Origin of the sequence: Variovorax pasteuri, from assembly GCF_051216435.1 — a bacterium.
Taxonomy (GTDB): Bacteria; Pseudomonadota; Gammaproteobacteria; order Burkholderiales; family Burkholderiaceae_C; genus Variovorax.
Genome location: NZ_JBPJZS010000001.1, coordinates 972,264 through 992,811 on the forward strand (window position 1 = coordinate 972,264; position 20,548 = coordinate 992,811).

The window sequence follows — 20,548 nt, forward strand, 5'->3', positions numbered from 1 at the left end:
GAGGTGGTGGTGTCGCGGGGCCGCGTGCCCGGTCAGGGCAGGTCGACGATCTCGATCCAGTTCGGGTTCTTGCCCACGTCCAGGTGCTGCGGCTTGCCCAGCGCGCCGGTGTCGGCGTCGATGGCGTACATCGAGACGCCGTTCGATTCCTGCCCCGCGGCGATCAGGTAGCGCCCGGTGGCGTCGATCGCGAAGCCGCGCGGGCCCTTCTCGGTCGGGGTCTGGCCGAGCGGCTGCAGCTGCCCCGTGGCGGCGTCGACCTTGAACGCCGACAGCGTGCTCGACGTGCGCTCCGAGGCATACAGGTAGCGCCCGTCCGGCGTCAGGTGCAGGTCGGCCGCCCAGGGCTTGCCTGCAAAGCCGGCGGGCAGCGCGGTGGTGCTTTGTTCGAGCTTGAGCGTGCCGCGCGCGGCGTCCCATGCGTACACGTGCAGTGCCGCATCGAGCTCGTCGAGCAGGTAGACGTGGCGCTGCGCCTTGTCCCACACGAAGTGGCGCGGGCCCGACTTCGCGGCCGTGTTCGTCAAAGGCGGATCGTTGGGCGACAGCAGCCCCTTGTCTGCGTCGAAGCGCCAGCTCGACACGTGGTCGCCGCCCAGGCTGGTGGCCAGCACGAAGCGGTTGCTCGCGTCCGCGTGAATGGCGTGCGCGTTCGGGCCGGTCTGTATCAGCTGCTGGATTGCGCCCACTGCGCCGTCCTTGCCGATCGCGTTCACCGAGATCTTGCCGCCCTGGTAGGAAGCCGCGAAGAGCCACTTGCCGGTGGCGTCCAGGTCGATGTTGGCCATGCTGTCGGCCAGCGGCGCCTCGCCGAGCTTGCGCAGCTGGCCTGTGGCGCCGTCTATCGACAGCGCGGTCACGCGAAACGGCTGCGAGCGCAGCGCGGCGTACAGCACGTGCTTGTCGCGGCTCACCACCATCGGCATCACCGTGCCTCCGACGTTCAGCGTCTGCACCGGCTTGAGCGCGCCCTGGGCACGGTCGAGCTCGAGCACAGAGATTTCCTGGCTGTCGGCGTTGGCCACGTAGACCCATGTGGCGGCCGAGACCGGGCCGATGGCGGCCAGGCACAGCAGCGACGCCAGCGTTGCTTTCACGACAGGAACGCTCACGGCTTGATGTTCAGCTTGGTGATCAGCTGCTTGAAGTACACGTTGTCCTTGGCCAGCGTCTCCTTGAACACCGCGCCGTCGGTGTAGACGTAGCCCAGGTTCTGCTTGTCCATCACCTCGTGCATCAGCGGCTCGGCGGCGGTCTTCGCGGTGATCTCGCGCAGCTTGGCCATCACTTCGGGCGGCGTGTTCTTCGGCGCGCCCAGGCCGCGCCAGGTGCCGATCGACAGGTCGATGCCGCGCTCCTTGGCGGTGGGCACCTTCTCGAAGCCCTTCACGCGCTTGTCGGCCATCACCATCAGCACCTTGAGCTTGCCGCCCTGCACGTGCGTGGTGACCTCGGCCGGGCTCACCGCCACGGCCTCGATGTGGCCGCCCAGCAGCGCCAGCACCGCGGGTGCGGCGCCCTGGAACGGAATGTGGCCGAACTTGGCGCCGGTCTTGTCCTCGAGTGCCGCGGCCGCCAGGTGCCAGATCGAGCCGTTGCCCGAGTTTCCCACGCGCACGCTCTCGGGCGACTTCTTCGCGGCGGCCAGGAACTCCTCGATGGTGTTCCACGGCGCGTCGGCCTTCACCGTGATGGCGGCGGGGTCGGCGTTGAGCTGCGCAATGGGCTGGAAGTCGTCGTAGTTGAACTTGGCCAGGCCCAGGTGCGGCAGCGTCAGCAGTTCGACGGTGAGCACCGCGAGCTTGTAGCCGTCGGGCTTGGCGTTGATGACCTCGGTCCAGCCGATGGCGCCGCCCGCGCCGGGGCGGTTGACGATCACGATGCTCTGCGAGGTGTGCTTGCGGCTGGCCTCCGAGAAGGCGCGCGCCAGGCCGTCGGTGCCGCCGCCGGGCTGGTAGGGCACCAGCAGCTCGATGGTGCGGCTCGGAAACTCGGCTTGCGCGGCGGCCGGCGCGGCCAGGCCGAGCGACAGGGCCGCGGTGGCCGAGAGGGCGGCCACGCCGCGAACGAATTGGCTTCTTTTCATGATGTCTTGTCTCCGTGGTTGATCTGATCCTTCAGCCCCGGGTTTTTTCCTCTTGGGGCTTCCTCGCTGTCCTTGCGCGTCAGGGCATGTACTGCCCGCCGTTCACCTCGATCACCTGGCCCGTGACATAGCCCGAGAGCTGCTCGGAGGCCAGGTACAGGAAGGCGCCCACGCACTCCTCGGGCTCGCCGATGCGGCCCATCGGAATGCTGGCGCGAAAGTTCTCCAGCATCGCGGGCGTCGAGAAGCGGTCCTGGAATGGCGTCTGGATGACGCCCGGCGCCACCGCGTTCACGCGGATGCGGTCGCCCACCAGCTCCTTCGCCAGGCCGTGCGTGACCGTGCTCACGAAGCCCTTCGAGCCCGCGTACAGGTAGGCGGCCGGCCCGCCGCCGGTGCGTGCCGCCACCGAGGTCACGTTGATGATGTTGCCGCCGCCCTGCGCGCGCATCAGCGGCACCACTTCGCGGCAGTACGCGAGCACCGAGCGCGCGTTGATGTGCATCACCTCGTCGAACAGCGCGTCGTCGAACTCGGCGATGGGCACGCGCTTGACCAGGCTGCCGGCGTTGTTCACCAGCACGTCGATGCGGCCGAATTCGTCCACCGTCTGCTTCACGCAGGCGCGGATCGCGCCCGTGTCGCGCACGTCGGCCTTCACGGCCACCGCTGCGCCGCCCGCCGCGCGGATGGTCTCGACCACCTCGTTGGCCTCGGCGACCGAACTGTTGTAGTGCACCGCCACGCGCATGCCGCGCGCGGCGAAGGCGATGGCCACCGCCGCGCCGATGCCGGTGCTGGCGCCGGTGACGAGGGCGGTCTTGTCCTTGAGGTCTTCCATGTCGTTGCTCCGTGAGTGAGGGTGTGTGTCAGGTGACCGGCGCCGGGTTGAACAGCACCAGCGCGTTGTGCAGCTTCCAGTGTTCGGCCCAGGTCTTCTTGCGGCCGCTGGCCACGTCGAGCATCAGGCGGAACAGCTCCCAGCCCACGTCCTCGATGCTGGCCTCGCCGTCGGCGATGCGGCCCGCGTTCACGTCCATCAGGTCGTGCCAGCGGCGCGCCAGGTCGCTGCGGGTGGCGACCTTGATGACCGGCACTTCGGCCAGCCCGTAGGGCGTGCCGCGGCCGGTGGTGAACACATGCAGGTTGATGCCGGCCGCCAACTGCAGCGTGCCGCAGATGAAGTCGCTGGCCGGCGTGGCGGCGTAGATCAGGCCCTTCTGCGCCGCCTTCTCGCCGGGCGCGAGCACGCCGGTGATGGGCGCGGAGCCCGACTTCACGATGGAGCCCATCGCCTTCTCGACGATGTTCGACAGGCCGCCCTTCTTGTTGCCCGGCGTGGTGTTGGCGCTGCGGTCGACGCGGCCCTTTTCCAGGTAGGCGTCGTACCAGGCCATCTCGCGGATCATGGCCTCGGCCACCTCCGGCGTGGATGCGCGCGAGGTGAGCTGGTCGATGCCGTCGCGCACCTCGGTCACTTCCGAGAACATCACGGTGGCGCCCGCGCGCACCAGCAGGTCGGTGCAAAAGCCCACGGCGGGGTTGGCGGTGACGCCCGAGAAGGCGTCGCTGCCGCCGCACTGCACGCCCACCACCAGTTCGCTGGCGGGCACGGTCTCGCGGCGGCGGGCGTTCAGGCGCGCGAGGTGAACCTCGGCCTGGCGCATGACCGCGTCGATCATCGACATGAAGCCGATGTGCTCGTCGTCCTGCAGGCAGACCACGTCGAGTTCCGCGTCACCTTCCGGTTCACCGCGCCTGTAGACGATCGGAATGCTGCCCGGTGGCAGCAGCCGCTCGGGCTGCAGCTTCTCGCAGCCCAGGCTCACCACCATCACCTCGCCGCCGAAGTTCGGGTTGAGGCTGATGTTGCGCAGCGTGCGAATGGGCACGATGGCGTCGGGCGCGTCGATGGCCACGCCGCAGCCGTAGCCGTGCGCCAGCCCGACCACGTCGTCCACGTTCGGGTACCTGGGCAGCAGCTCGGCCTTGATGCGCTGCACCGCGAAGTCGATCACGCCGGCCACGCACTGCACGGTCTCGGTGATGGCCAGGATGTTGCGCGAGCCCACCGAGCCGTCGGCATTGCGGTAGCCCTCGAAGGTGTAGCCCTCCAGCGGGGGCAGGGCGGGGGGCTTGACGGTGGCAATGGGCAGGCCGTCGAGCCCGGGCGCGGTGGGCATGCGCATCACGCGCTCGTGCACCCAGCTGCCGCGCGGCAGCGCCTTCTGTGCATAGCCGATCACCACGTCGTATCGGACGATGGCCGCGCCCTCGGCCAGGTCGGCCAGCGCCACCTTGTGGCCCTGGGGCACGTTGTCCACCAGCACCAGGCCGTCGGCGAACACCGCGCCGGATTTCAGGCCGCCGTCGTTCGCGACGATGGCCACGTTGTCCGCGGCGTGGATGCGGATGTAGAGCGGTGGACGAATGGGTTCTGACATCGTGGGTTCCTTGGCTGGCCGGTCCTTGGGCACTTACTTCACAACCATGAACAGGCTCGGCAGCCAGGTCGAGAAGGCAGGTACGAATGTGACCACGCCCAGCGCAAAGATCAATGCCCCGTAGAACGGCCAGATGGTCTTCATCACCGTGCCCACCGACACCCCGCCGATGGCGCAGCCCACGAACTGCGTGGTGCCCACGGGTGGCGTGTTCAGGCCCAGCGCGCAGTTGATCAGCATCACGATGCCGAACTGCACCGAGCTCATGCCGTAGTGCTGGGCAATGGGCAGGAAGATGGGCGTGCACAGCAGGATGGTGGCCGCCATGTCCAGGAAGGTGCCCAGGACGAACAGGATGACGTTGATCAGCAGGAAGATGACCCACGGCGTGCTGGTCACCTGCGACAGCATCTGGCCCGTGAGTTCGGCCACGCCGTACAGGCTGATGAGGTAGCCGAAAGTGCTGGAGATGCCGATCAGCAGCAGGATGACGCCGGTGGTGCGCACCGCCTTGGAGGCCGCCTTGATGAAGTGCTCCCACTTCAGCGTGCGGTACAGGAAGATCGTCAGCACCAGCGCGTACAGCACCGCCACGGCGGCCGATTCGGTGGCCGTGAAGATGCCCGACAGGATGCCCCCGAGGATCAGCACCACGATGAACAGGCCGGGCAGCGCCGCCGCGAACGAGCGCGCCACGATGGCCCAGCCCGGGAAGGTGCCCGCCGGGTAGCCGCGCTTGACGGCCACCAGGTAGGCGGCTGCGAGGTTGCTCAGTGTGAGCACCGCTGCCGGCAGCAGCGCCGCCAGGATCAGCGCCGCGATCGACACCTTGCCGCCCGCTGCCAGCGAATAGATGATCAGGTTGTGGCTGGTCGGCATCAGCGCGCCCACCAGGGCCGCATGGGTCGTCACGTTGACTGCGTAGTCGGCGTGGTAGCCCTCCTTCTTCATCATCGGGATCATCACGGCGCCCATGGCCGAGACGTCCGCCACGGGCGAGCCCGAGACGCCGCCGAACAGCGTGCAGGCCACCACGTTCGACATGCCCAGGCCGCCGCGCACGTGGCCCACGAGGTCGCGCGCCAGGTTGACGATGCGGTCCGCGATGCCGCCGTACAGCATCAGCTCGCCGGCGAAGATGAAGAACGGAATGGCCAGGAACGAGAAGATGCCCATGCCCGAGGTCATCTGCTGGAAGCCGACCGCCAGCGGCAGGCCTTCATAGAGCAGCGTGGCCAGGGCCGAGAGCCCGATCGAGAAAGCAACCGGCACGCCCAGCAGCAGAAAGAGCGTGAACGAGATGCAAAGAATGAGGAGAGGAATGGTCATGTTGAGGCCGCCTCGGCACGAATTGGGGCGCTACGGACTGTGCGGGGAATGCCGCGGAACCGGCTTTGCCGGGCCGCAGGCATTGCCCCCTGCAAGGGGGTGGGAGAAGCGACACGAAGTGCGCGGAGCCTGGGGGTGTGCATATCTATCCCCAGGCGGGTTCGACTTCGCGGCCTTGGGCGAGCGCGATGATGTGTTCGATGGAGAACATCACGATGAGGACGCCGGCCACGGAGGCGGGCACGTATTTCCAGCCTTCCGAAATCCACAGCGTGGGCAGGCGGTAGTCCCACACCGATTCGGCGAGCGAGGCGCAGTTCCAGGCCATGGCCAGGCCGAAGACGAGGATGAGCGCGTGGATCAGGTATTCCATCTTCAGGCGCAGCCAGTCGGGCGCGAGCACGAGGAACGATTCCAGGCCGATGTGCCCCGCATCGCGCACGCCCACGGCCACGCCGAACATCGTGACGTAGAGCACCAGCAGGAGCGCGAGGCTTTCAGCCCAGGTCGGGGTGTTGTTGAGCACGTAGCGGCCGAACACCTGCCAGCTCACCGCGCAGATCACCGCGACGAGACCGAGGATGCCCAACCACATGCAGGCACGTGCGAGGGTGCGGCAAAGTTTGGTGTACATATTTTCTAGCGCTAGAGAGAGAGGAGGCTTGCCCTTCGTGAAACACCGAGGAACCGGCTTTGCCGGGCCTCAGGTGTTGCCCCCGGTAGGGGGTTGGCGAAGCGACACGAAGTGCGCGAAGACTGGGGGCGAGCCCTATTTCGTGTCCTGCACGCGCTTGACCAGGTCTTTCAGCTTCGCGTCGGTGATGAACTTGTCGTACACCGGCTTCATTGCGGCCTGGAACGGTGCCTTGTCGACTTCGATGATTTCGGCGCCGCCGGCCTTCACCGTGGCCAGCGACTTCACTTCGCGCTCTTCCCACTGTTTGCGCATGTAGGGCACCGACTCCTTGGCGGCCTGGCGGATCCAGCCCTGCTCTTCGGCAGACAGCTTGTCCCATGCGCGTTTGGAGAACAGCAGCATTTCGGGCGCCATCGAGTGCTCGGTCTTGCTGTAGTACTTGGCCACTTCGAAGGCGCGGGCGCTTTCATAGGTGGGGTAGTTGTTCTCGGCGGCGTCGATCAGGCCGGTCTTCAGGCCCGTGTAGACCTCGCCCATGGGCATCGGCGTGGCATTGGCGCCCATGGCCTCGAGCATCGACACCCACAGGTCGGACTGCTGCACGCGGACCTTCAGGCCCTTCATGTCGGCGAAGGTGCGCACCGGCTTCTTGGCGGTGAACATCGAGCGCGCGCCGCTGTCGTAGTAGGCCAGGCCGATGAAGCCCTGCTTCTCGCACGACTTCAGGATTTCTTCGCCGATCGGGCCGTCCAGCACCTTGTGCAGGTGGTCCACCGAGCGGAACAGGAAGGGCATGGTCGGCACCTGCGTCTCGGCGCAGATGTTGTTCATGGGCGCGATGTTCACGCGCACCATCTGCAGCGCGCCGATCTTGGTCTGCTCGATCGTGTCTTTCTCGCTGCCCAGCGAACTGTTGTTGAACACCTTGATGCTGTGCTTGCCGCCCGACAGCGCCTTCAGGCGCTCGCTCATGAACTTCACCGCGGTCACGGTGGGGTAGTCGTCGGGGTGGATGTCGGCCGAACGGAACTCGGTGGCGTGTGCAGCCAGTGTGGTCAGCGCGGCTGCGGCGCACGCGGAAATTGCGATGAGGGTCTTCGTGAATTTCATTTGTCTCTTCCTCTGCTTGGGTGGTTGTCGAAAAAGGGGGGCGTGCAGCCGTCAGGTGCCGAACATCGGCTCGGGAACGCCCTGCGCGCCGGGCCGCAGCGCGAACACGCCGCCGGCCAGTGGTTGGTCCGACAGGTCGATGCCGCCGGGTCGGATGGAGGTGACGAACAGCGTGTCCAGGCCCGCACCGCCGAAGGCGCACATGGCGGGCTTCTTCACCGGCACTTCGAGCGAGCGGTCCAGGCGCCCCTCGGGCGTGAAGCGGTGCACCAGGCCCGCGTCGTTGCCGCAGATCCAGTAGCAGCCGTCGGTGTCCATGGCGGCGCCGTCGGGGCGCCCGGGCAGGGGCTTCATGTCGACGAAGAGGCGGCGGTTGCCGGGCGTGCCGCTGTCGGCGTCGTAGTCGAAGGCCCACACGGCCTGCACGGTGGGGTGCGAGTCCGACAGGTACATGGTTCGGCCGTCGGGGCTGAAGGCCAGGCCGTTGGGCACGATGAAATCGTCGAGGCGAAGGGCTGCGCTCCTGTCGCCCTTGCCGTAGCTGTAGAGGCGGCCGACGCGCGCGCCGGCGGCCATGTCGAGCAGCATGGTGCCGGCCCAGAAGCGGCCCTGGCGGTCGCAGCGGCCGTCGTTGAAGCGCATGGCCGGCGCGGCGTGCTCGACCGGGGCCAGCGGGGCGGCGGCCAGCGTGCCGTCGGCCTGCGGTTTCAGCGAGAAGAGGCCGCTTTCCATGCCGGCGATCCATTCGCCGGGCACATCGGCGCGCGGGGCGATGCAGGCGATCATTTCGTTCGCCGTCCACTTCGCATGGCCTTCGCCTGCATGCCAGCGGTTCAGCGTGCGTGCCGGAATGTCGACCCAGTACAGCGCCTGCTCCCCGGCATGCCACACCGGGCTTTCACCGGTGCCGTTGCGCGCGTCGAGAACGAGTTCAGCTGGCATCGCCGAAGGGCCCCTGCGCGGTGAAGGCGCCGCCCTGGTAGATGGCGTTCGGGTCGGTCGGTGCCACGGGGGGCTGTTGCTCGACCTTGTCGCGGAACACCTCGGAGCCGTCCTGCGGCACGAAGCCCAGGTGCGCGGCGGCGCTGTTGTCCCACCACACGTCGCGGTTGTCCGACATGCCGTAGACGATGGTGTGCTTCACGTCGGGCGTGAACAGCGACTTCTCGATCAGCGTCGTCAGGTCGCGGTAGCTCAGCCAGGTGCTCATCATGCGGCGGTTGAGCGGCTCGGGGAACGAGGAGCCGATGCGGATGCTCACCGTCTCGATGCCCCAGCGGTCGAAGTAGAACTGCGCCATGTCCTCGCCGAAGGACTTCGACAGGCCGTAGTAGCCGTCGGGGCGGCGCGGGGCGCGCGCGTCGATGTGCTCGCTCTGCTTGTAGAAGCCGATCACGTGGTTGGAACTGGCGAACACCACGCGCTTCACGCCGTGGCGGCGCGCGGCCTCGTACACGTTGAAGATGCCCTTGATGTTGGCCTCGAGAATTTCCTCGAAAGGCCGCTCCACCGACACGCCGCCCAAGTGGACGATGGCGTCGCAGCCTTCCAGCAGCGCATGCACGGCCGCCTTGTCCGACAGGTCGCAGGGCACGACTTCCTCGTGCGCATTGGCGGGCGGCGCCAGCGACGCGATGTCCGACAGCCGCAGCACCTCTGTATAAGGCTTGAGCCGCTCGCGCAGCACCTTGCCCAGGCCGCCGGCCGCGCCGGTCAGCAGCAGCCGGTTGAGTTTTTGTTTCGAAGCGTCCATCGTTGCTTGTCCGTTGAGGGTTTCGTGATGTGTTCAGGCTGCTTGCCGTCGCGCGGGCCGCCTGGGCAGCCGCGGGCGTGGAACGAAGGATTCGAGGGGTGAGTGATGAGTTATCTGTTGTCGTACAACTAGTGGGGGATTATCATCGTGGCCATGGTTCAGTCGATTGCGGGTAATCCCTCGGTATCAGAAGCGCCGGCAGACGCCGCCGCAGGCGCCGGGGCGGGTGCCGCTTTCGTGGGCCAGCCGCGCCAGCGCGCACGCGGCCTGGCGCATGGGCTGGTGGATGACCTGGGCGAGAAGATCCGCAGCCAGTCGCTGCGCCCGGGCGACAAGCTGCCGACCGAGTCGGCCATCATGCAAGCCTACGGCGTGAGCCGCACCGTGGTGCGCGAGGCGCTGTCGAAGCTGCAGGCCGGCGGACTGGTCGAGACGCGGCACGGCGTGGGCACCTTCGTGCTGCAGCCGCGCTCCGGCGGGGTGTTCCGCCTGGACCCGGGCGAGATCGCGGCCTCGGTCGACGTGCTGGCCGTGCTGGAGCTGCGCATCAGCCTGGAGACCGAATCGGCCGGGCTCGCCGCCAGCCGCCGCACCGATGAACAGCTCGTGGCCATGCGCCAGGCGCTCGACGACTTCGAGAAGAACGTGGCCGTGGCCGGCGACACCGTGGGGCCGGACTTTCGCTTCCACCTGCAGATTGCGCAGTCGACCGGCAACCCCTACTTCGCGGACATCATGCGGCACCTGGGCACCACGCTCATTCCGCGCACGCGCATCAGCGCCATTCGCACGCACGAAGGCGGCGGGGCGCCTTACCTGAGCCGCGTGAACCGCGAGCACGAAGAAATCTACGCGGCCATTGCGCGGCGCGACCCCGAGTCGGCGCGCGCGGCCATGCGCATCCACCTGACAAACAGCCGCGAGCGGCTGCGCATGGCGCAGGAGGCCGCGCAGCAGAAGGCGAAGGCCGACGCCGCCGCGGGGCAGGGCGCGCCGGCGCCTTCTTCCGCCTACCCGAATTCGCCAGTGCGCTGAATTTCTTGGCCATCTTTCTGGACAAGTTGTTTTTCTAGTTGTACGATGACTGATAACTCATCCGGTGGGACGGGTGAGGCCGTGACTTCATCGAACAAGCAGGAGACAACATGAGCATCCACCGACGCGGCGCATTGGGCGCGGCACTTGCCACCACACTGGCCGCCAGCCTGCCCCTGCGCGCCCTCGCCCAAGCCGGCCAGGGCACGCAAGGCGCGGGCGCCAACTGGCCGCTGAAGCCGATCAAGCTCATCGTTCCGTACCCGCCGGGCGGCTCGTCCGACATCATTGCGCGCTCCATCAGCCAGCCGCTGTCGGAGGCGCTGGGGCAGTCGGTCATCATCGACAACCGCGCGGGTGCCAACGGCAACCTCGGCGCCGACCTGCTGGCCAAGGCGCCGGCCGACGGCTACACCCTCATGCTGTGCGACCTGGGCGCGCTGGCCATCAGCCCGTCGCTGTACCCCAAGCTGCCGTTCGATCCGTCGAAGGACCTGCGCAGCGTGGCCATGCTGGCCTACTCGCCGCACCTGCTGGTGGTGCACCCCTCGGTGCAGGCGAACACGCTGAAGGAACTGGTCGAGCTGTCGAAGAAGAGCGACTTCAACTTCGCCGTCACCGCCAGCGGCAGCACCGCGCACCTGGCCGGCATCGAGCTGCAGCGCAAGGTGGGCGCCAAGTGGGAATACGTGCCCTACAAGGGCGGTGTGCAGGCCGTGCTCGACACCGTCTCGGGCCAGACGCAGGTGCTGATGAACGGCATGCTGGCCACCTACCCGCAGGTGCAGGCGGGCAAGCTCAAGCTGATTGCCGTGTCCAAGGCCACGCGCATGCCGCTGATCGGCAGCGTGCCGACCATCGCGGAGCAGGGCGCGCCGGGCTACGAGTCGGGCACCTGGCAAGGCGTGGTCGCGGCGCGCGGCGTGCCCGACGCGGTGGTCGCGCGGCTCAACCGCGAGCTGGTTCGCATCATCCGCACGCCCGACATCCGCGCCCGCCTTGCGGGGCAGGGTGCCGAAGTGGTGACCATGGCCGCGTCCGAGCAGGACCAGTTCTTCGCCAAGGAGCGTGCGCGCTGGGCGCAAGTCATCAAGGAAGCCAACGTCAAGCTCGACTAGCCGGCTGCCTCCACCCCTTTCATTTCATTTTTCAAATCTTCACAGGACTCTTCCCCATGAACCCGCAAGAACTCAAGACCATCATGGGCTCCGGCCTGCTCTCGTTTCCGTTGACCGACTTCGACAGCAACGGCGACTTCAACGCGCAGGGTTACGTCAAGCGCCTCGAATGGCTCGCTCCCTACGGCGCGAGCGCGCTGTTCGCGGCCGGCGGCACGGGCGAGTTCTTCTCGCTGACCGGCGACGAATACCCCGGCATCATCAAGACTGCGGTGGACACCTGCCGCGGCGTGGTGCCGATCATTGCCGGCGCCGGCGGCCCGACGCGCTTCGCCATCCAGTGCGCGCAAGCGGCCGAGAAGGCTGGCGCGCACGGCATCCTGCTGCTGCCGCACTACCTCACCGAAGCCGGCCAGGAAGGCCTGGCCGCGCACGTGGAAGCCGTGTGCAAGAGCGTGAAGTTCGGCGTCATCGTCTACAACCGCGCCTCCAGCCGCCTGAAGCCCGAAACCCTCGCCGGCCTGGCCGAGCGCAACCCCAACCTGGTCGGCTTCAAGGACGGCATCGGCGACATCGAGGCCATGGTCGCCATCTACCAGCGCATGGGCGACCGCTTCGCCTACCTGGGCGGCCTGCCCACGGCGGAGGTCTATGCCGCGGCGTACAAAGCCATGGGCACGCCGGTGTACTCGTCGGCCGTCTTCAACTTCATTCCGAAGACCGCCATGGACTTCTACAAGGCCGTCGCCGCCGACGACCTGCCCACGCAGCACCGCCTGCTGAAGAACTTCTTCATGCCCTACCTCGAGCTGCGCAACCGCGTGCCGGGCTACGCCGTGAGCATCGTGAAGGCGGGCGCCAAGATCGTCGGCCACGACGCCGGCCCCGTGCGCGCACCGCTCACCGACCTGAAGCCCGCCGAAATGGAACAGCTCAAGGCGCTGATCGACGCGCTCGGCCCGCAGTAAGCCGCCGCAGCGAGAACAGCAACAACAACGGAGACAAGACCACATGTCCATCAAGAAGTTCTTCCTCGCGGCCGCCGCGGCCGTGATGTTCTCGGGCTGCGCGATGATGCCCGCGGGCAGCGGTGCGTCGGCGCAACCCGAAGTGGCTGCCGCCGCGGAGCGCCTGCGCATCGCCATGATCGACCCGACCTCCGCAGCGCTCGGCGCACTGGTGGCCGACGACCTGAGCTACGGCCACTCGGGCGGCAAGGTCGACACCAAGGCCAGCTTCATCGCCGACCTGATGGACGGCAAGTCCGACTTCGTGACCATCACGATCACCGAGCAGACCATCAAGGTGGTCGACGCCAACACCGCCATCGTGCGCCACTCGCTCGCGGCCGACACCAACGACTCGGGCAAGCCCGGCAAGGTCGCGCTGAAGATCCTGGGCGTGTGGCAGAAGCAGGGCGGCAACTGGAAGCTGCTGGCCCGCCAGGCCGTGCGCGTGTGATCCCATGAGCACAAGCCAGACCCCCACCGTCACCGCCATGCGCGTGGTCCCCGTCGCGGGCCACGACAGCATGCTCATGAACCTGAGCGGCGCGCACGGCCCGTTCTTCACGCGCAACCTGCTGATCCTGACCGACAGCGCCGGGCGCACCGGCGTGGGCGAAGTGCCCGGCGGCGAGAAGATCCGCCAGACGCTGGAAGACGCGCGCAGCCTCATCGTCGGGCAGCCCATCGGCAACCACAACGCCGTGCTCAACAGCATGCGGCGCGAGTTCGCCAACCGCGACAGCGGCGGGCGCGGCCAGCAGACCTTCGACCTGCGCGTGACCATCCATGCGGTCACCGCGGTGGAAGCCGCTCTGCTCGACCTGCTGGGCCAGTTCCTCGAAGTGCCCGTGGCCGCATTGCTCGGCGAAGGCCAGCAGCGCGACGCGGTGCAGATGCTGGGTTACCTGTTCTACGTGGGCGACCGCCAGAAGACCGACCTGCCGTACGAGAGCGACCCCGGTGCCGACAACGACTGGTTCCGCCTGCGCCACGAAGAGGCCATGACGCCCGAGGCCATCGTGCGCCTGGCCGAGGCCACGCATGCGCGCTACGGCTTCACCGACTTCAAGCTCAAGGGCGGCGTGCTGCGCGGCGAGGAAGAAGTCGAGGCCATCCGCGCGCTGCACGAACGCTTTCCGCAGGCGCGCGTCACGCTCGACCCGAACGGCGGCTGGCTGCTGCAGGACGCCATTCGCCTGTGCCGCGACCTGCACGGCGTGATGGCCTATGCCGAAGACCCGTGCGGCGCCGAGGGCGTGTTCTCGGGCCGCGAGGTGATGGCCGAGTTCCGCCGCGCCACCGGCCTGCCGACCGCCACCAACATGGTGGCCACCGACTGGCGCGAGATGGTGCACAGCCTGTCGCTGCAGTCGGTCGACATTCCGCTGGCCGACCCGCACTTCTGGACCATGCAGGGCTCGGTGCGCGTGGCGCAGCTGTGCCAGGCCTGGGGCCTGACCTGGGGCTCGCATTCGAACAACCACTTCGACGTGTCGCTCGCGATGTTCACGCACGTGGCGGCCGCGGCACCGGGCAAGGTGACGGCCATCGACACGCACTGGATCTGGCAGGATGGCCAGCGCCTGACGAAGGCGCCGTTGCAGATCGAGGGCGGCTTCGTGAAGGTGCCCACGCGCGGCGGCCTGGGCGTGGAACTCGACATGGCCGAGGTCGAGAAAGCGCACCAGCTCTACCTGAAGCACGGCCTGGGTGCGCGCAACGATGCGCAAGCCATGCAATACCTGATTCCGAACTGGACCTTCGACAACAAGAAACCATGCATGGTCAGATAGAGCTCTCCCCCAGGCTTGCCCACTTCGTGTGGCCTCCTACCCCCTGCCGGGGCAATACCAGCGGCCCGGCAAAGCCGGTTCCGCGGTATTCCTAGAATGAACAGCCCCTTCGCGAATCGCACTGAAAGGAACACAACATGCAGAACTTCGACAACCTGATCGCTGGCGAATGGCGTGCCGGCGCAAGCTACAGCCCCAACCTCAACCCCAGCAACCTGGCCGACGTGCTGGGCCAGTACACCCAGGGCGACGCGGCGCACGTCGACGCCGCCGTGGCCGCCGCCACCGCCGCATTCCCGGCCTGGGCCACGGGCAGCATCCAGGCACGCTCCGACGCGCTCGACAAGATCGGCACCGAGATCCTGGCGCGCAAGGAAGAACTGGGCACGCTGCTGGCGCGCGAAGAAGGCAAGACCAAGGCCGAAGGCATGGGCGAGGCCGCGCGCGCGGGCCAGATCTTCAAGTTCTTCGCGGGCGAGTGCCTGCGCCTGTCGGGCGAAGTGCTGCCTTCGGTGCGCCCCAACATCGGCGTGGAAATCACGCGCGAGCCGGTCGGCGTGGTGGGCCTCATCACGCCATGGAACTTTCCCATCGCCATTCCCGCCTGGAAGATCGCGCCCGCGCTGGCCTTCGGCAACTGCGTGGTGTTGAAGCCTGCCGACCTCGTGCCGGGCAGCGCCTGGGCGCTGAGTGAAATCATCAGCCGCTCGGGCATTCCGGCCGGCGTGTTCAACCTGGTGATGGGCCGCGGCAGCGTGATCGGCAATGCGCTGGTCAACCACCCCGGTATCCATGCGATCAGCTTCACCGGCTCGGTGGGTGTGGGCCGCAACATCGCGGTCCAGTGCGTCACCAACCACAAGAAGGTGCAGCTCGAAATGGGCGGCAAGAACCCGCAGGTGATCCTGGACGACGCCGACCTTGCGCAGGCCGTGGAGCTCAGCGTGCAGAGCGCGTTCTACTCGACCGGCCAGCGCTGCACCGCGTCGAGCCGCCTGATCGTGACCGAGGGCATCTATCCGAAGTTCATCGCGGCCATGAAGGAACGCATGGCGAAGATCAAGGTGGGCGACGCGCTCGCGCAGGGCACCGACGTGGGCCCGGTCTCGTCGAAGTCGCAGCTCGACCAGGACATGGAATACGTCGCCATCGGCAAGGGCGAAGGCGCCACGCTGGCGGCCGGCGGCGAACTACTGAAGCTGGAGACCGACGGCTACTACATGTCGCCTGCGCTGTTCAGCGAATCGGCCGCCTCGATGCGCATCAACAAGGAAGAGATCTTCGGCCCGGTGGCGAGCGTGATCCGCGTGAAGAACTACGAAGAGGCGCTGGCCACGGCCAACGACACCGAGTTCGGCCTGTCGGCTGGCATTGCCACCACCTCGCTGAAGTACGCCACGCACTTCAAGCGCCACAGCCAGGCCGGCATGGTGATGGTCAACCTGCCGACCGCGGGTGTGGACTACCACGTGCCGTTCGGCGGCCGCAAGGGATCGAGCTACGGCCCGCGCGAGCAGGGCAAGTACGCGCAGGAGTTCTTCACGACGGTGAAGACGGCCTATACGCTGGCCTGATCTCGTCGAGGCGCCAGGTTTCGCAAGCCCCCGCCCGGGGGCTTTTTTGCGTGCACTCGCCTCAGCGAAGGTCTAGGCCGCCGGGGCCCTGCGGCTGCGCCGCATCAGGAACTCGATCAGCTCGAAGAGCCCTTCGCTGATCAGCGCCAGCGCCGCAGCGGGCAGCGCGCCCGCCATCAGCAGTTCGCGGTCGTTCAATGCCAGCCCCGTCACGATGCGTTCGCCGAAGCCACCCGCGCCGATGAAGGCCGCGATGGTCGCGGTGCCGATGGCGATGGCGGTGGCCGTTCGCACGCCCGCCAGCAGCGTGGGCAGCGCGAGCGGTAGCAACACCAGCTGAAGGCTCTGCGGCGGCGTCATGCCCAGCGCGGTGCCGGCCAGACGCAGCCCGTTGGGCACTTCGGCCAGGCCCGTGACCGTGTTGCGCATGATCGGCAACAGCGAATACAGCGTGAGCGCAATCAAGGCGGGCAGGGCGCCGATGGCGCCGAGCATCGAGATCAGCACCGCCAGCAGCGCCAGCGACGGCACGGTCTGCATCAGGCTCGCCAGGCCCAGCACCACGGCGCGCAACCGCACATGCGGGAACACCAGGATCGCGATCGGCACGCCGATCAGTATGGCGATGCCGACCGACAGCGCGACCAGCAGCAGGTGCTGGCGCGCGAGCTTCCACAGGTCGGGCCCGAACAGCTTGGCCATGAAGCCGCGGCGCGCCTCCTGCGGCTGGGCCTTTGCGTCCTTGCCGGTACTCGCCAGGAAGTCGCGCGCAATCGTGTCGAAGGGCACGCTCTGCAACTCCGCGCGTGCATTCATCGCGATCATTGCGTGCTCGTCGACCTTGCCTTCGAGCGTCTTCAATGCCGCCCAGGCCTGCGGCAGGCGCGTGGGCAGGTCCAGCTTGTAGAGCACCACGGCGTCGTAGCGCGGAAAGTACTTCCTGTCGTCTTCCAGCACACGCAGGCCGAGGTGGTCGATCTTCGCGTCGGTGGTGTAGATGTCGATCACGTCGATCTGCCTGGCCGCCACCGCGTCGTAGGCCAGGCCGTGGTCGAGGCCGCTGGGCACCTGCGTGAAGCCGTAGCGCTCCGCCAGGCCCTTCCAGCCGTCGGCGCGGCCGATGAATTCGTTCGACAGGCCGAGCTTGAGTTCGGGGTGCCTGGCCAGGTCGCTCAGTGTGCGCAGGCCCAGCTTGTCGGCATCGGCGGCGCGCACGGCCAGCGCATAGCCGTCGTTGAAGCCCAGGGGAATCGCCACGCCCAGGCCCAGCGGCGCCAGCGCGGCGTTCATCGCCTCGCGCGTGCCGGCGGGTTGGCCCTTGAGGATTTCCTGCGCGATGGTGCCGGTGTACTCGGCATAGAGGTCGATGGCGCCCGAGCGCAGCGCCTCGTACACGATGGCCGTGTTGCCCAGCCCTTGCCGCACGACGGGCGGCGACGCCGTGTGCGGCGCGGCCGTCTGCGCGAGCAACTCGGCCAGGATGTACGACTCGGTGAAGCGCTTGGAGCCCACGCGCAGCGTGTCGTTTGCCGCGTGTGCCGTCTGCGCGACAAGGGCCATGCCGCACAGCGCGAGCCAGAGCAGCAGTACAAGTTGCCAGGGGCGGCGGAGCAGGTGCATCGCGGGCAGTTTATAGACAACACCCCGTTCGGCGTACCCGCCAATCTCCTACACGCCGTCGTGCGCGCAACCGATGCGCCCTGCGGGCGGCAGGGCCCATCATCGAACGCCATGAAGCCCACACCCGCTACACCCGACCCGTCTCGTCCCGACCCCTTGCCCGCCGCCGACGTGCACGGTCTGCGCGAACTCCCCGGCGTGCATGTCGAGGGCTACAGCCTGCAGTTGCGCGACAAGGACGGCTTCGTCGGCGACCAGGCCAGCCAGACCGCGTTCAGGGAACTGCTCGAGCGCTGGCGCAAGCGCAGGCGCAAGAGCGGCACCGACCCGTGGGGCGACCTGCATTCGCGCGACCTGAGCAAGAAGGAACTCGACCGCGTGCTGGGTGCGAAGAAAGCCTCGGAGGCCGCCGACGTGATGCACGGCGTGATCGAGGAGTTCACCGAGGAACTGGCCTCGGTGATCCAGCGCTTCCTGCGCCAGCCTTCATGGAACAAGGTCGAGCGCATCGTCATCGGCGGCGGCTTCCCGGAAAGCGACGTGGGCGAGCGCGCGGTGCTGCAGACCGGCGCCATCCTGGAAGAACTGGGCCTTCACGTGCAGCTGGGCCGGCTCTCGCACAACGTGGACGAAGGCGGCCTGATCGGCTGGGTGCACCTGACGCCGCCGGCCTTGCTGCGCAAGTACGACGCCATCCTGGCGGTCGACATCGGCGGCACCAACGTTCGCTGCGGGGTCGTGAAGACGCGCTACCGCAAGGCACCCGACTTCTCGCGTGCGGAGGTGGTGCGGCGCGTGAAGTGGCGCCACGCCGACGAGGGGCCCAACCGCAGCCTCATGGTCGAGCACATCGCCGACCTGCTGATGGACATGGTGCGCTACAGCGAGCGCAAGAAGATCCGGCTCGCGCCCTTCATCGGCATCGGCTGCCCGGGGCTCATTCGCCCCGACGGCTCCATCGCACGCGGTGCGCAGAACCTGCCGGGCGACTGGGAAAGCCATGCCTTCCACCTGCCGACAGCCGTGTGGCGCCGCATGCTGACGCTGGGCGCCGACCCGATGCTGGTGCTCATGCACAACGACGCCGTGGTGCAGGGCCTGAGCGAGTTGCCTTTCATGCGCGACGTGAAGCACTGGGCCGTGCTGACCATCGGCACCGGGCTGGGCAATGTGAGCTTCACGAACGTGCCGATGCCCGAGGAAGAGAAGGCGAAGGCGAAGGATCCGAAGAAGGAAAAGAAGGAAAGGAAGGAAAGGAAGGAAAGGAAGGGCTGAGGCGCTACGGGTTCACGCGCGTCAGCGCGGACACGCTGGCGATGTTGCCCGCCGCATCCACGGCGCGCGCCTCGATGTTCGCGTAGCCCGCGGCCGATGGCGTCCAGCGGCAGGCGAAGGGCGCGGCCTGCAGGCTGCACACGGTCTTGCCGTCGACGATGAAGCTCAGCTCCGCCACGTTGGCCGAGGCATTGGCCGCCAGCTGTGCCGGCGCGCGCGCCGCGGCGTTGGACGGTGCGGTCATCGCCACGGCCGGCGGGGCGGCAAGGCCGGGCGGGTTCACGATGATGTTGGCCGACGCCACCGCGGTGTTGCCCGCCGCGTCCACGCCGATGACCCGGATCGTCTGCACGCCTGCGCTCGTCGGCGTCCAGCTGCAGGTGTAGGGCGGGGCGGTGAAGGTGCAGATCGGAATGCTGTCGCGGCCCAGCACCTTGACGCCCCACACGCCCACGTTGTCCACCACCGCAGGCGCAATCACGGTGGGCTGGCCCACCGTGGCGGTGGACGGCGCGGCCAGCGACACGGTCGGCGGCGTCACGTCGATGCCGCCCAGCGCCAGGTCGATGGTGAACATCGTCTGGCCCTGCACGGCCTTCTGCTCGAACGCATCGAAGATGGTGAACCAGCTCGCGCCCGGCGAGCGGTTCTGCGCATGCGCCTTGACCAGCAGCGTCGACTTGCCCACCGCGAAGCAGCTGAAGCCGCAGTCCCAGTCGAACACGAAGCGCCCCGACGCATCGGCCACGCCGGTCACCAGCATCACCAGCGGCTTGCCCGCACCCGGGTTGCGCCACACCGACACCTGCGCGCCGGGCAGCGCGGCGCCGGTGTCGCGGTCGGTCACGCGCACCTGGGTGGCGGTGGTGGCGGCCATGAACTTGGAGCTGCCGAGCTTGGGCCAGTCGGTCCAGTCGGTGTCGATGTTGGCCTTGGTGCCGGGCGTGAAGCGAATCATGTCCAGCGTCGCGATGCGGTTGGCCGCCGGGTCGCGGCGCTGCTCGAACACGGTGCCCAGCAACGGGTCGAGGCGCCAGTGCTGGCGCGTCCACCAGTAGCGGTCGCTGTCGTTGGCCAGGGCCAGGTCGACGACGGGCGCCACGCCGGTGGTGTCGGTCACGGCGATGCCGTTGTAGTACTCGCCCGCGCCGGCGCCGAACACATGCTCCAGCTCGTGCAGCAGGGTCTTGAGCTGGCGGCCGAGGTAGTCCTTCTCGGTGGATTCGGGTACGCCCGCGCTGGGTGCGCGCGACAGGCGCAGCGGGTCATGGATGGCGACCCAGTTCAGGTTCCAGGCCACGCCCTTCTGTGGAAAGGTCCAGCTGGTGGACAGCCCGCCGTGGCTGTAGCCGCGGGTGGACTTGCTGATGCACACCACCACTTCGCCGTTGACCAGGCCGTTGTAGGCGCACTGCGGGGCGGCGGCGGGCGGCACGAGCTGCAGGTCGGCGGTGGGGTCGAAGACGAAGCTGCGCACGGTTTCGCGGGTGAACACCGTGTTGACGTCGGCCACGTACTGCGCAAGCCGGCGGCCGGCTTCGGCGGGGCCGATGTCGGCGGCGAGCTCGGGGTCGACGATGAGTTTCAGGCGGTGGACGCTGGGCGCCGCGCGGCCGATGTCGTCCATGGCGGCATGGGCGGGCGTGAAAGCGGCCGTTATTCCACACAGTGCGAACAGCGCTGGAAGCGCCACGCTTGCCAATGCACGCAGCGAGAAGAGGACTCGCATCGGTCAACCCCGGGGCCGGGGTCAACTACCGGAACCGG

18 protein-coding genes are annotated in these 20,548 nt (G+C 67.9%); 7 read left to right on the forward strand and 11 right to left on the reverse strand.

Annotated elements, in window-relative coordinates; all coding sequences use genetic code 11:
- Positions 1-32 precede the first annotated feature (32 nt).
- The 9 genes from ACSFBM_RS04540 to ACSFBM_RS04580 form a co-directional block, all read right to left on the reverse strand.
- Positions 33-1,112: a lactonase family protein gene (locus ACSFBM_RS04540; protein ID WP_435483322.1), complete on the reverse strand. Its 1,080-nt coding sequence runs from the start codon at positions 1,110-1,112 to the stop codon at positions 33-35.
- On the reverse strand, positions 1,109-2,086 hold the full coding sequence (locus ACSFBM_RS04545; protein ID WP_435435542.1) for a tripartite tricarboxylate transporter substrate binding protein: 978 nt from the start codon (positions 2,084-2,086) through the stop codon (positions 1,109-1,111). Before ACSFBM_RS04545 ends, ACSFBM_RS04540 begins: the two co-directional genes overlap by 4 nt.
- A gap of 79 nt (positions 2,087-2,165) precedes the next feature.
- Complete coding sequence (locus ACSFBM_RS04550) at positions 2,166-2,927, reverse strand: SDR family NAD(P)-dependent oxidoreductase (protein ID WP_435435543.1); 762 nt, start codon at positions 2,925-2,927, stop codon at positions 2,166-2,168.
- A gap of 28 nt (positions 2,928-2,955) precedes the next feature.
- Positions 2,956-4,530: a galactarate dehydratase gene (gene garD, locus ACSFBM_RS04555; RefSeq protein WP_435483323.1), complete on the reverse strand. Its 1,575-nt coding sequence runs from the start codon at positions 4,528-4,530 to the stop codon at positions 2,956-2,958.
- A 33-nt stretch (positions 4,531-4,563) separates the two neighbouring features.
- The gene (locus ACSFBM_RS04560; protein WP_435483324.1) at positions 4,564-5,859 is read right to left on the reverse strand and encodes a TRAP transporter large permease; all 1,296 of its coding nucleotides are present in this window, start codon (positions 5,857-5,859) and stop codon (positions 4,564-4,566) included.
- A 145-nt stretch (positions 5,860-6,004) separates the two neighbouring features.
- Complete coding sequence (locus tag ACSFBM_RS04565) at positions 6,005-6,493, reverse strand: TRAP transporter small permease (RefSeq protein ID WP_435435546.1); 489 nt, start codon at positions 6,491-6,493, stop codon at positions 6,005-6,007.
- Between the two features lie 135 nt (positions 6,494-6,628).
- A complete protein-coding gene (locus ACSFBM_RS04570; protein ID WP_435483325.1) occupies positions 6,629-7,606 on the reverse strand; it encodes a TRAP transporter substrate-binding protein in 978 nt (325 codons plus the stop codon).
- Positions 7,607-7,657: 51 nt separating this feature from the next.
- Positions 7,658-8,548, reverse strand: coding sequence for an SMP-30/gluconolactonase/LRE family protein (locus tag ACSFBM_RS04575; protein ID WP_435483326.1), 891 nt, complete (start codon positions 8,546-8,548; stop codon positions 7,658-7,660).
- Positions 8,538-9,359 carry an NAD-dependent epimerase/dehydratase family protein gene (locus ACSFBM_RS04580; RefSeq protein WP_435483327.1) on the reverse strand — a complete coding sequence of 274 codons (822 nt, stop codon included), beginning with the start codon at positions 9,357-9,359 and terminating at the stop codon, positions 8,538-8,540. Before ACSFBM_RS04580 ends, ACSFBM_RS04575 begins: the two co-directional genes overlap by 11 nt.
- Before the next feature lie 153 nt (positions 9,360-9,512).
- Between ACSFBM_RS04580 and ACSFBM_RS04585 the strand changes: the two genes are divergently transcribed.
- From ACSFBM_RS04585 to ACSFBM_RS04610, 6 genes are all read left to right on the forward strand, one after another.
- Entirely contained in the window at positions 9,513-10,394 is an 882-nt protein-coding gene (locus ACSFBM_RS04585) for a FadR/GntR family transcriptional regulator (RefSeq protein WP_435483724.1), read from the forward strand.
- A gap of 110 nt (positions 10,395-10,504) precedes the next feature.
- Positions 10,505-11,512 carry a Bug family tripartite tricarboxylate transporter substrate binding protein gene (locus ACSFBM_RS04590; protein ID WP_435435551.1) on the forward strand — a complete coding sequence of 336 codons (1,008 nt, stop codon included), beginning with the start codon at positions 10,505-10,507 and terminating at the stop codon, positions 11,510-11,512.
- Between the two features lie 56 nt (positions 11,513-11,568).
- Complete coding sequence (gene kdgD / locus ACSFBM_RS04595; protein WP_435435552.1) at positions 11,569-12,480, forward strand: 5-dehydro-4-deoxyglucarate dehydratase; 912 nt, start codon at positions 11,569-11,571, stop codon at positions 12,478-12,480.
- Positions 12,481-12,523: 43 nt separating this feature from the next.
- Positions 12,524-12,973 (forward strand): nuclear transport factor 2 family protein, encoded by a 450-nt coding sequence (locus ACSFBM_RS04600; RefSeq protein WP_435483328.1) that lies wholly within the window; start codon positions 12,524-12,526, stop codon positions 12,971-12,973.
- Positions 12,974-12,977: 4 nt separating this feature from the next.
- Complete coding sequence (gudD, locus tag ACSFBM_RS04605) at positions 12,978-14,312, forward strand: glucarate dehydratase (RefSeq protein WP_435483329.1); 1,335 nt, start codon at positions 12,978-12,980, stop codon at positions 14,310-14,312.
- Positions 14,313-14,449: 137 nt separating this feature from the next.
- The gene (locus ACSFBM_RS04610) at positions 14,450-15,886 is read left to right on the forward strand and encodes an aldehyde dehydrogenase family protein (RefSeq protein WP_435483330.1); all 1,437 of its coding nucleotides are present in this window, start codon (positions 14,450-14,452) and stop codon (positions 15,884-15,886) included.
- A 72-nt stretch (positions 15,887-15,958) separates the two neighbouring features.
- Here ACSFBM_RS04610 and ACSFBM_RS04615 read toward each other — a convergent pair whose 3' ends face one another.
- Complete coding sequence (locus tag ACSFBM_RS04615) at positions 15,959-17,506, reverse strand: ABC transporter permease/substrate-binding protein (protein ID WP_435483331.1); 1,548 nt, start codon at positions 17,504-17,506, stop codon at positions 15,959-15,961.
- Positions 17,507-17,617: 111 nt separating this feature from the next.
- On the opposite strand from ACSFBM_RS04615, the gene ACSFBM_RS04620 reads away from it, so the two are divergent.
- Complete coding sequence (locus tag ACSFBM_RS04620) at positions 17,618-18,781, forward strand: ROK family protein (RefSeq protein ID WP_435483332.1); 1,164 nt, start codon at positions 17,618-17,620, stop codon at positions 18,779-18,781.
- A gap of 4 nt (positions 18,782-18,785) precedes the next feature.
- On the opposite strand, the gene ACSFBM_RS04625 is transcribed toward ACSFBM_RS04620, so the two are convergent.
- Positions 18,786-20,408, reverse strand: a complete 1,623-nt coding sequence (locus tag ACSFBM_RS04625) for an Ig-like domain-containing protein (protein ID WP_435483333.1) — start codon at positions 20,406-20,408, stop codon at positions 18,786-18,788.
- Positions 20,409-20,548 lie beyond the last annotated feature (140 nt).